General features: G+C 48.6%; 8 protein-coding genes. 7 read left to right on the top strand and 1 reads right to left on the bottom strand.

The features are described from left to right. The first annotated feature begins 80 nt into the window (after positions 1-80). The 5 genes from ubiG to KCG43_RS02555 all read left to right on the top strand — a co-directional run bounded on the left by ubiG (position 81) and on the right by KCG43_RS02555 (position 5,770). A complete protein-coding gene (gene ubiG, locus KCG43_RS02575) occupies positions 81-791 on the top strand; it encodes a bifunctional 2-polyprenyl-6-hydroxyphenol methylase/3-demethylubiquinol 3-O-methyltransferase UbiG (RefSeq protein WP_192015315.1) in 711 nt (236 codons plus the stop codon). Positions 792-970: 179 nt separating this feature from the next. Next, positions 971-1,687, top strand: a complete 717-nt coding sequence (locus tag KCG43_RS02570) for an HAD family hydrolase (RefSeq protein ID WP_225445107.1) — start codon at positions 971-973, stop codon at positions 1,685-1,687. A 344-nt stretch (positions 1,688-2,031) separates the two neighbouring features. Then, the gene (gene nrdA / locus KCG43_RS02565; protein WP_218383108.1) at positions 2,032-4,299 is read left to right on the top strand and encodes a class 1a ribonucleoside-diphosphate reductase subunit alpha; all 2,268 of its coding nucleotides are present in this window, start codon (positions 2,032-2,034) and stop codon (positions 4,297-4,299) included. 53 nt (positions 4,300-4,352) lie between these two features. Then, the gene (gene nrdB / locus KCG43_RS02560) at positions 4,353-5,486 is read left to right on the top strand and encodes a class Ia ribonucleoside-diphosphate reductase subunit beta (protein ID WP_027253377.1); all 1,134 of its coding nucleotides are present in this window, start codon (positions 4,353-4,355) and stop codon (positions 5,484-5,486) included. After that, on the top strand, positions 5,483-5,770 hold the full coding sequence (locus KCG43_RS02555; RefSeq protein WP_192015313.1) for a 2Fe-2S iron-sulfur cluster-binding protein: 288 nt from the start codon (positions 5,483-5,485) through the stop codon (positions 5,768-5,770). Before nrdB ends, KCG43_RS02555 begins: the two co-directional genes overlap by 4 nt. 96 nt (positions 5,771-5,866) lie before the next feature. Here KCG43_RS02555 and KCG43_RS02550 read toward each other — a convergent pair whose 3' ends face one another. Next, positions 5,867-7,099 (bottom strand): CinA family nicotinamide mononucleotide deamidase-related protein, encoded by a 1,233-nt coding sequence (locus tag KCG43_RS02550; RefSeq protein ID WP_218383106.1) that lies wholly within the window; start codon positions 7,097-7,099, stop codon positions 5,867-5,869. A 456-nt stretch (positions 7,100-7,555) separates the two neighbouring features. On the opposite strand from KCG43_RS02550, the gene tyrP reads away from it, so the two are divergent. Continuing rightward, positions 7,556-8,761, top strand: a complete 1,206-nt coding sequence (gene tyrP / locus KCG43_RS02545) for a tyrosine transporter TyrP (protein ID WP_192015311.1) — start codon at positions 7,556-7,558, stop codon at positions 8,759-8,761. Positions 8,762-9,075: 314 nt separating this feature from the next. Beyond that, entirely contained in the window at positions 9,076-11,040 is a 1,965-nt protein-coding gene (locus tag KCG43_RS02540) for a bifunctional diguanylate cyclase/phosphodiesterase (protein WP_218383103.1), read from the top strand. The last annotated feature ends 22 nt before the right edge of the window (positions 11,041-11,062 follow it).

Genomic DNA, 11,062 nt, shown 5'->3' with positions numbered 1-11,062 from the left:
GGTTAGGCAAACAAGCATTTCATGTCAGCCGTCTTTCGCTATAATGCCCGCTCTGACATCAATGGAAATGGCGAGCAATAATGACCAAGCAGTTAAATGTCGATCCGGCAGAAATCAGTAAATTTGAAGAAATGGCATCACGCTGGTGGGATCTGGAAGGCGAGTTTAAGCCTCTGCACCAGATTAACCCACTGCGCTTAAACTATGTGATCGACCATGCCGGCGGACTGTTTGGCAAAAAAATCCTCGATGTGGGCTGCGGCGGCGGCATTCTGGCCGAAAGTATGGCCAGAGAAGGCGCGGATGTTACGGGCCTAGACATGGGTAAAGAGCCATTAACTGTGGCTCGTCTGCATGCTTTGGAAACCGGCACTAAGCTGGACTACATCCAGCAAACGGTTGAAGAACATGCTGAACAGCACCCCGGACTGTACGACGTCGTCACTTGTATGGAAATGCTGGAACATGTGCCGGATCCCGCCTCTGTGATTGCATCCTGTGCCAGATTGGTGAAGCCTGGCGGCCATGTGTTCTTTTCAACCCTGAACCGGAACATGAAATCCTATTTATTTGCGATTGTCGGAGCCGAGCAGGTCATGAAACTGGTCCCAAAAGGTACGCATGATCACAAAAAGTTTATTCGTCCGTCAGAATTGATGGCGATGGTTGATCTGACTGCGCTCGAAGACCGCCATATTACCGGTTTGCACTACAACCCACTTACCGACACCTACAAGCTGGGCCGTAACGTGGACGTGAATTATATCCTGCACACAGTGAAACCAGAATAAGTAACCTGTCTCACCGCAGCCAGGCTGGTCATTCTGGTCTGGCTGACCTCACCTTTCTGCCTCGTTTGATCCAATACCCGGATTATGCCCATAATCCTACGACTTCGCCTTTTTGCTGATATGCTTTAAGCACATTCATTGCACACGTTTTATCAGCCTTTGAGATAAGGACACGGCCTATGTTGGGGTATCGGATTGACGCTGTACTTTTTGACCTGGACGGCACCTTGCTTGATACCGCTCCGGATATGGCAAGAGCGGCTAACAGAGTGCTTGCAGATTATGATGTTCAGCCACTGACCGCAGCGCAAATCCAGGCGAATACCAGTTACGGTGCCAATGGCTTGATAAAAGCGGGATTTGGCACAATACCCGCGCATCTGAACCCCACACACCTCAGACAACAGTTCCTTGATTACTACCATGATGAAATTTGTTTAAAAACATCAATGTATAGTGGAATTGATACACTTTTATCCTATTTGAATAAAAATAAAGTACCATGGGGGATAATGACAAATAAACCTGAGTTTCTCACTCAGCGCCTGCTTCCCTACTTCCCTGTTTTGTCCGAAGCAGAAGTTGTCGTTTGTGGCGACACATTAGACAAAGCCAAGCCACACCCCGATCCGCTCTGGCATGCCTGCCAGCTCCTTAACATCCCACCTGAAAGTTGCCTGTATGTCGGTGACATTGAAAAGGACATGATTGCCGCGCGAGCCGCACGCATGCCAGGTGCTGTCGCAGGATGGGGATACATAGGTGATGAGCATCATCCCGACCTGTGGCAAGCTCAGGCGATCCTACCTGAACCCGCCGCACTCATCCCCATACTGGAACAACATAATCGTAACGAAAGCGCCTTTTTTAACCAATCATGCTGCACGCAAAAATAGAGCGGAAAATCAGGAAAAATCAAGGGAAAAAAAATTTTTCCGGCGGAAAAAACAGGTGCTTTTTGTTTGCATTTTCCTATGACACTGGCAAGTCTGATGAAATAGGTGAGTACGCACTAACTATCCGTTTTACATCCCCATGTTATCCACAAGCGGTCAAAAAATACCAGCTTGCAAATTCGTATCCTCACCACTATCTTGTTTGCCACATGGCTTAACACCCCAACATATAGTGTTTTGGTCTATCATTTTAAGTGTAACGAAGATCACAATCTTCTTTTACTTTTTTAATAAAATTGCAAAAAAGCACTATAGATCAGGGAAAACTGGGAAAACGATTAAAAATGAATCAACAGCTAACTGTAACCAAGCGTGATGGACGCAAAGAACGCATCGATCTGGACAAGATCCACCGTGTCATTACCTGGGCCGCTGAAGGTCTGGAAAATGTGTCAGTGTCGCAGGTTGAGCTGAAATCTCATATCCAGTTCTACGATGGTATCAAAACAGAAGATATTCATGAGACCATCATTAAAGCAGCTGCTGACTTGATTTCGGAAGAGTCGCCAGATTACCAGTATCTGGCTGCCCGCCTTGCTATCTTCCATCTGCGTAAAAAAGCGTATGGTCAGTTCGAGCCACCTACACTGCTCGACCATGTCAGTAAAATGGTCGACAAGGGTAAGTACGACAAGCATCTGCTCGAAGATTATTCTGCCGAAGAAATGGCAGTGATGGATGACTATATCGATCACTGGCGCGACATGAACTTCTCGTATGCTGCAGTGAAGCAGTTAGAAGGTAAGTACCTTGTCCAGAATCGTGTCAGCGGTGAAATCTACGAAAGTGCCCAGTTTCTGTACATTATGATTGCAGCGTGTTTGTTCAGTAAGTATCCGAAAGATACGCGTCTGGACTACATCAAGCGCTTTTATGATGCTGTGTCCCTGTTTAAGGTTTCCCTGCCTACACCTATTATGTCTGGTGTGCGCACGCCAACCCGTCAGTTCAGCTCATGTGTACTGATTGAATGTGATGACAGCCTGGATTCTATCAATGCAACCGCCAGCGCGATTGTTCGCTACGTTTCCCAGCGTGCGGGCATCGGTATCAACGCAGGTCGTATTCGTGCCCTGGGCTCTGAAATCCGTGGCGGCGAAGCGTTCCATACCGGCTGTATTCCGTTCTACAAGTATTTCCAGACTGCGGTAAAATGCTGTTCTCAGGGCGGCGTTCGTGGTGGCGCTGCCACACTGTTCTACCCAATCTGGCACCGCGAAGTTGAATCTCTGCTGGTACTGAAAAACAACCGTGGTGTTGAAGAAAACCGTGTCCGCCACATGGATTACGGTGTTCAAATCAACAAACTGATGTATACCCGTCTGATCAAAGGCGAGACCATTTCTCTGTTCTCACCGTCGGATGTACCTGGGTTATATGATGCATTCTTTGCCGATCAGAAAGAGTTTGAACGCCTGTATGTGAAGTATGAGCAAGACAACAGCATCAAAAAGCAAACAGTAAAAGCCATCGATCTGTTCTCTCTGCTGATGCAAGAGCGTGCGTCTACTGGTCGTATTTATATCCAGAACGTTGACCACTGTAATACTCACAGCCCGTTTGACCCGGCTGTTGCGCCAATTCGCCAGTCTAACCTGTGCCTGGAAATCGCGCTGCCAACCAAACCGCTGAGCAACGTAGAAGATGAAAACGGTGAAATCGCGCTGTGTACTCTGTCTGCGTTCAACCTGGGTGCTATCGAGAACCTGGATGAGCTGGAGGAAATGGCTGAGCTGACTGTCCGCGCTTTGGATGCCCTGCTGGACTACCAGGATTATCCGCTGCCTGCAGCTCGTCGTGCGACCATGAACCGTCGTACTCTGGGTGTTGGTGTGATCAATTTTGCTTACTATCTGGCAAAACACGGTGTGCGTTATTCAGACGGCAGTGCGAACAACCTGACTCACCAGGCGTTTGAGGCCATTCAGTACTACCTGCTGAAAGCTTCTGTTGGCCTGGCCAAAGAGCGCGGCGCTTGCCCGGCGTTCAATGAAACCACCTATTCGAAAGGTATCCTGCCCATTGATACCTATAAGAAAGATTTGGACAAAATCTGTGGTCAGGAACTGCGTTATGACTGGGATGCGCTGCGTCAGGAAATCATGACTCACGGCCTGCGTAACTCGACGCTGTCTGCTCTTATGCCGTCTGAGACATCCTCTCAGATTTCTAACGCGACAAATGGTATTGAGCCGCCTCGTGGTTTCGTCTCCATCAAAGCGTCTAAAGATGGCATCCTGAAGCAGGTGGTTCCTGAATACAATAAGTACAAAGACAACTATGAGTTGCTTTGGAACATTGGCAGCAATGATGGCTACCTGCAACTGGTCGGTATCATGCAGAAGTTCGTCGATCAGGCGATTTCCGCTAATACCAACTACGACCCGAGCATTCAGCCAGGTGGCAAAGTGCCAATGAAACTCTTGCTCAAAGACCTGCTGACAGCGTATAAACTCGGCGTTAAAACTCTGTATTATCACAACACCCGCGATGGTGCTTCTGATGCGCAGGGCGATGTCGCTGCAGACGACTGCACCAGCTGCAAGATTTAATAACTAACAAAAACAAATGGGAGCTTCGGCTCCCCTTTGATGCTGAGGACACAATGGCATACAGTACTTTCTGTAAAACTAACAACAACCCGCTGCATGAACCTATGTTCTTTGGTCAGCCGGTTAACGTTGCACGTTACGACCAGCAAAAGTTCGAGATTTTCGAAAAACTGATTGAAAAACAATTATCTTTCTTCTGGCGTCCGGAAGAAGTTGATGTATCCAGTGATCGCATTAACTTCAACAATCTGCCTGAGCATGAACGCCACATTTTCATCAGTAACCTGAAATACCAAACCCTGCTGGATTCCATTCAGGGACGCAGCCCAAACGTTGCCCTGCTGCCACTGGTTTCTATTCCTGAACTGGAAACCTGGATTGAAACCTGGTCATTCTCAGAGACCATCCATTCGCGTTCCTACACGCACATTATCCGCAATATCGTTAACGATCCTGCTGTGGTATTTAACGATATCGTTGAAAATGAGCACATTATTAAACGCGCGGCGGATATTTCCCGTTACTACGACGAACTGATCCAGGACACCAGCGATTATCACCGTATGGGTGAAGGCGAGCATGTGGTCAACGGGGAAACCGTTGTGGTCAGCCTGCACGAGTTAAAGAAAAAACTGTACCTGTGCATGATGTCGGTCAACGCGCTGGAAGCTATCCGTTTCTACGTCAGCTTTGCCTGCTCTTTCGCCTTCGCTGAACGTGAGCTGATGGAAGGCAACGCCAAAATCATCAAGCTGATCGCTCGTGATGAAGCCCTGCACCTGACAGGCACTCAGCATATCCTTAACCTGATGCGTACCGGTCAGGATGATCCTGAGATGGCTGACATTGCCCGTGAGTGTGAACAGCAGAGCTTCGACATCTTTAAAGATGCCGCTGAGCAGGAAAAAGAATGGGCGGAGTACCTGTTCAAAGATGGGTCTATGATCGGCCTGAACAAAGACATTCTTTGCCAGTACGTTGAATACATCACCAACCTGCGTATGACAGCAGTTGGCCTGAAACCCGCCTACCCTGGCGCCACTCAAAACCCAATTCCATGGATTAACGCCTGGCTGTCCTCTGACAACGTACAAGTTGCACCACAGGAAGCGGAAATCAGTTCTTATCTGGTTGGTCAGATTGATAACGACGTCAGTGCTGACGATCTGGGTGACTTTGAACTATGAGCCGATTGACCATTACGGTTAACGGACAGCAGGTTTATGGTAATAACGATGAACCCTTATTAGTCCAACTGGAACGTGCAGGTTTACAGCCTGAGTACCAGTGCCGCAATGGAATGTGTGGGGCCTGCCGGTGCAAACTGATAGCAGGCCAGGTGGATCAGCGCGAGGCGATGGCCTTTGTCGCACCGGGAGAAATACTTGCCTGCCGGTCCGTACCCACCTCAGATTTGAGTCTGGAGTTTGATTATCAGGTCCAACTCTCTCAATCTGCGGTTAACGAGTAACCCACCTCAGCGCTGAACACAGCTCATGCCTCTGTCAAAAAAAGCCAGCCTGGATTGCCAGGCTGGCTTTTTAGTTTCTTGTGTCCCGTCCTGAGATCAGTTCGGCTCGGCCGGTAAAAACAACTCGCTCAGTCTCTCGAACGATTCATACTGGCCAATCACAGTCTGACCCGTTTGCCACCGGCGCAACATATCCAGCATCAAAGTCGCAACCATTTTACGATGAGGCTTATTGGCATACTGTCGCCTGGTACGCACGTGCTGCGCCCAATCGCCATTTGGTGTAGACAGGGCAATCGCAATACTGTTGTCATACAGCGGGCCACAAACCAGTGCCAGATCAGAGCCAGTTTGCTGCCGGGCGGCGGCGGCCATCGCTAAAGAGGCCCCCATAGGTTCTGCGTCGCTCAAAGAGGGATCGACCTGAGTTGTCAGCAACCATCCCTGACTTAATGCGGTCTGGGTTGTCGGATTATCCTGCAGCCAGTTAAGTACATCACCGCCGGTAAACTGCTCTGCCACCGTTAATGTAAGAGGGGCTTTGGAGAAATGCGTACCTATGGTATCCAGCAAGGTTTCACCGGCACCGACAATGTTCTCACCCAGACGCGTCTGAATTTGCGCTAACACAGCAGCGACCTGAGTATCATCTTTAGGTGCAAACAACTTCACTTCAATAAAAGGCAAGTAAGAGCGGTAACCCAGCTGGAATAACGGCGGTAAGGACAGGGAAGCCAAAGTATCGTTGATGCCTGACTCTGATAATCCGAAACTGTACAGCCGGTGACACTCAAGACTTGCGACATCCGGGTGCAGCGATTTCAGCCTGGGCAGAATCTCGTCTTCTACCATGACTTTAAATTCGCTGGGTACACCCGGAGTGAAGAACAAATGCGCACGGTTCAGCTTCATCATGAAGCCGCATGCGGTACCAACCGGGTTATCCAGTACGTCTGCTCCCTCTGGCAACATGGCCTGCTTCAGGTTTGCCTGCGGCATGTCCCGCCCCAGAGTCCGATACTTCTCGATCATTTGCTCAACCCAGAATTCCGACTGCTCTAAACCGGCTCCTGCTGCAATGGCTGCAGCCTGGGCTGTCAAATCATCGGTGGTCGGTCCCAGACCACCATTTACAATAACGATATCAGCCGTCAGGCTGCACTGTTCTATTTCCGATGCCAGACTTTCAAGCTGATCGCCGACCGTAGTGCGTCGCGACAGCGCGAAGCCGTTCTGAAAAAACAAACGGGACAGCCATGCAGCATTGGTATCAACGATATCTCCATGCAGGACTTCTTCACCGGTACTTATCATGACAACTTGCAACATGTTGTTCCTCTTATTTATTCAGTTGGCACTTCACTGTAACACTTAGTCAACCACGAGAGAATCTTAAGCACTGATAATTGAAAACCCCCTCCGGTGCAATGCATTACACGCACTGCACAATCACTCATGATGTAAACTTACATTTACACAAAAATAAACAAAAGTTGACAGGTCATTTTTCTGCATTTAAAGTGACGGCAGTAAATTACGCCTGCCAATAAGTGTAATTTGCAGACAAAAACACTAATTGTTGTACAAATGTTATGAGTAAGTTTGCCATGAAATTCTATTATCGTCGGCCGCAGTGGTCGAGCGTGTTGTAAAGAAACCTGAACATATCAATTCCTTCCAACCCAGTGCACCATTGTGGCTATATTTTTTCTTCGGAGAGAATCAGCCTTACCGCCCCCCTCTCCCATTAATTAAACCAATAAAAATACAGGGAGTTTTTACTCGATGAGCATGAACAAAACCTTCGGCAGTACTTTAATTATTGCCGGAACAACCATTGGCGCAGGGATGCTGGCTCTGCCGCTGGCATCGGCCGGATTGGGTTTTACAACCGCCACACTAACAATGGTCGGTATCTGGGCGCTGATGGTATACACAGCGCTGCTTATGCTGGAAGTCCATCAACATGCTGATCCTTCGGCCACTCTCCACTCGCTGGCGAAAGAGCTGCTGGGTACAAAAGGACAAGTTGTCGCCAACATTGCGATGATGTTTCTGTTTTACGCATTGTGCGCGGCTTATATTGCCGGTGGCGGTGCCCAGTTAAATGACAAGTTATCCGGCTGGTTTGGACTTGATGTCATGCCTCAGGCTGGCACAGTGTTGTTCACTTTACTGATTGCCACTGTGGTATCGGTCGGGACACACTCGGTAGATTTGGTAAACCGTATCCTGTTCACGCTGAAAATTATTGCGCTGGTTATTATGCTAAGCCTGTTATTGCCGCATATTCAGGGGCAACACCTGGTTGATATGCCAGTCGAAAAAGGTCTGCTCATCTCGGCACTACCAGTGGTATTTACCTCATTTGGCTTCCACGGCAGCATTCCTTCTATCGTCCGCTATGTGGGCATAGACATGAAAGCGCTGCGCAAGGTGATGATAGTGGGTGCCTCTGTGCCTTTAGTCATTTATCTGCTGTGGCAAGTCGCCAGCCAGGGCATTCTCAGCCAGTCTGATCTGATCGCCAATTCCAGCCTGGGCAGCTTTATTGCCGCACTGAGCACGCTGCTAAAAAGCCCTATGGTCAGTAATTCCGTCTCTGTCTTTGCAGACCTTGCGCTGGCGACCTCTTTCCTCGGGGTAAGCCTGGGCTTGTTTGACTTCCTGTCTGATACCTTAAATCAGAAAAATTCAAAATCCGGCAGAGTACAAACGGCTCTGTTTACCTTCGTACCACCGCTGTGCTTTGCTCTGTTTTATCCTCAAGGCTTTATTATGGCGCTGGGTTATGCGGCGATTGCGCTCGTCATTCTGGCTATCTTTCTGCCAGTGGCCATGGTGCATGTTCAACGAGGACAACGACAGACAATCGGTGAGTACCAGGTCAGCGGCGGCAAACCTGCTCTCATAATGGCTACCGGAGCAGGTGTGCTGATCATCACAGCACAGTTCCTCCAGATGGCCGGACTTATTCCTGCCGTCGGGTAAAACACCATAAAAATGCACACTAAGTTTCATAATGAAAAGTGAGTGTGCATTTACTTGTAGAGTAAGAATAACTCTGGGCTTAGCTGTTTAGCTAAGCCCTTTCTCAGAAGTTAACTCATCACTTGTACAGTGCACTACCGAGCCAAAAGACCCACTCCCAGTTCACTATTTGTACTTATTTATCATTAATTTACATTTACGCAACACGCACTTCCTGAATCAAGATCACGCTTTACACCCTGTCGCATGTATGCCACAGGCAATTTAGGCTATCGTTGAGGCATTGCCCCTTTAAAGTCATTCCTTTATCTGGTATGAGCCAATTCTTTACGACCTTTGAATATCTGCAATCCCCGGTATGGGTTTTCGACATTGAAAACAAAGCCATTATCTGGGCGAATTCTGCTGCACTTCCCCTTTGGGAGGCAGAGAGCCTGAGCGAGCTTAGATCACGGGACCTGGGACAGGATATGTCCGACGCGGTAGAAGCAACCCTGAATGACTATTTACAAATGTTCAAACGCGGTGAGTCGCTAAAGCTTTGGTGGAGCTACAGCCCAAAGAGCAAAGTGAAAAATGCATTGTGTCATTTTTCTGGTATTCCGAGCGAAGATGGCAGAATCGCCATGCTGGTTCATGTTATTTCTGAGGAAGCCAGCCTGAGACGAGAACTGGCATTTTCTGATGGCTCAAATCTTGCCCTGCTTTTTTCTTCTGAAGGGCAGCTGCTGAGTGCCAATCGCGCCTTCATTCACGCTTTTGGTGAACAGCTGGACAGCCTCGCAACTTTTGTCGGAGACATCAAATTGGCAGAGAAATGGTTGCATGATGCCAGTGAAGGACAAGTGGTAAACCACAGAAAGCTGTGCTGGACAGGCCGAAACTACGACTGGTTTAGCATTGATGGCAAGTGGCTGGCTGACAAACAACAGCTCTTACTCAGCCTGGTCAATATCAGCCAGGAAAAAGAGCAGTTAAAACAAGCGAAATACCAATCAGAACACGACTACCTGACCGGCCTGCTGAACCGCAGGGGCATGATTACTGCTATCCACGCCTCTCAGCATTCGTCTCAGCCTTATACCTTGCTGTTTCTTGATGTGGACGGGTTTAAGCTCATCAATGACACCTATGGTCATGCCATCGGCGATAAGATGTTGCGGGCTATCGCTATTCGACTCAGCGAAATTGTAAAATTCAATGGCTTACTGGCCCGTTTTGGCGGAGATGAATTCATCATCCAGATTGACCACCGCCAGGTTGAAGATCCGGCCCAGTTTGCGCGAAAACTCATTACCAATCTCAATAAGCCTTTTCACCTGAAAGAGGTAGGTGAGTTATCCATTGGCTGCAGTATCGGGATGGCCAGCTTCCCCAATGACGCAAAGAAAATTGAAACCCTCATCACTCAGGCCGACATGGCAATGCACCGCGCCAAACTGAGGGGGCGTAATCGCTGCCATCATTTCTCTCCTGAGATGGCTGAAGATTTATACCGTAAAATGACATTGCGCCATCACCTGACGCTGGCCATGGATGCTGAAGCCTTTGAACTGTATTACCAGCCCATAGTCGATTTAAAAAACAATCGGTTAGGTGGATTCGAAGCCTTAATTCGCTGGTATGATGAAGATCTCGGCCAGGTGGCACCGTCTGAATTTATTCCGCTTGCTGAAGAAACCGGCCAGATAGTGCCGCTAGGAAAATGGACGCTGAAACAAGCTTGTATGCAGCTTTCACACTGGAATAAAACCTATGGTAAGCGTTTTACTGTCAGTGTGAATCTGTCCCGGGCCCAGCTCCATGCCAGTCTCGCAACTTATATCGGAACATTACTCGAACACTACGACATTAACGCCAGCCAACTGGCATTAGAGCTCACTGAGTCTGCCATGTTGCAGGAGTATGATGACGCCAAGCAATGTCTCGTCGATTTGGCAGAACTGGGCATTGAACTTCACCTTGACGATTTTGGTACCGGTTATTCGTCACTCTCTCAGTTGCAGAACCTGCCCATCACTATGGTGAAATTAGATCAGAGCTTCGTGCAGGCCAATAACCAAAGCAGCCGGGCCATTGTGGAAGCGACCTGTGCAATCTGCGACAAGCTGAACCTGAAACTGGTCGCCGAAGGTGTTGAGACGCTTGAACAGCTGGAATATATCCAGCAATGCGAGTTTGACTATTGTCAGGGATACTATCTGGGCAAACCCATGCCCGCCCATGAGCTGGAACAGCGACAATTTAATCTGTTCAACATCATCCCCAAAGCCAGCTAACCACACCGACCCCATCCAACAT

It is taken from the genome of Photobacterium sp. WH24 (assembly GCF_019204055.1).
In the GTDB taxonomy this organism is placed as follows: Bacteria; Pseudomonadota; Gammaproteobacteria; order Enterobacterales; family Vibrionaceae; genus Photobacterium; species Photobacterium arenosum.
Note: the sequence above shows the minus strand (reverse complement) of the source record. Positions and strands in the feature narration are given on the sequence as shown.

Excerpts from the sequence above, each read along its gene's own strand:
- ubiG (WP_192015315.1), top strand. The coding sequence starts at position 81 with ATGACCAAGCAGTTAAATGTCGATCCGGCAGAAATCAGTAAATTTGAA.
- KCG43_RS02540 (WP_218383103.1), top strand. The coding sequence starts at position 9,076 with ATGAGCCAATTCTTTACGACCTTTGAATATCTGCAATCCCCGGTATGG.
- KCG43_RS02570 (WP_225445107.1), top strand. The coding sequence starts at position 971 with ATGTTGGGGTATCGGATTGACGCTGTACTTTTTGACCTGGACGGCACC.
- KCG43_RS02555 (WP_192015313.1), top strand. The coding sequence starts at position 5,483 with ATGAGCCGATTGACCATTACGGTTAACGGACAGCAGGTTTATGGTAAT.
- nrdB (WP_027253377.1), top strand. The coding sequence starts at position 4,353 with ATGGCATACAGTACTTTCTGTAAAACTAACAACAACCCGCTGCATGAA.
- nrdA (WP_218383108.1), top strand. The coding sequence starts at position 2,032 with ATGAATCAACAGCTAACTGTAACCAAGCGTGATGGACGCAAAGAACGC.
- tyrP (WP_192015311.1), top strand. The coding sequence starts at position 7,556 with ATGAGCATGAACAAAACCTTCGGCAGTACTTTAATTATTGCCGGAACA.
- KCG43_RS02550 (WP_218383106.1), bottom strand. The coding sequence starts at position 7,099 with ATGTTGCAAGTTGTCATGATAAGTACCGGTGAAGAAGTCCTGCATGGA.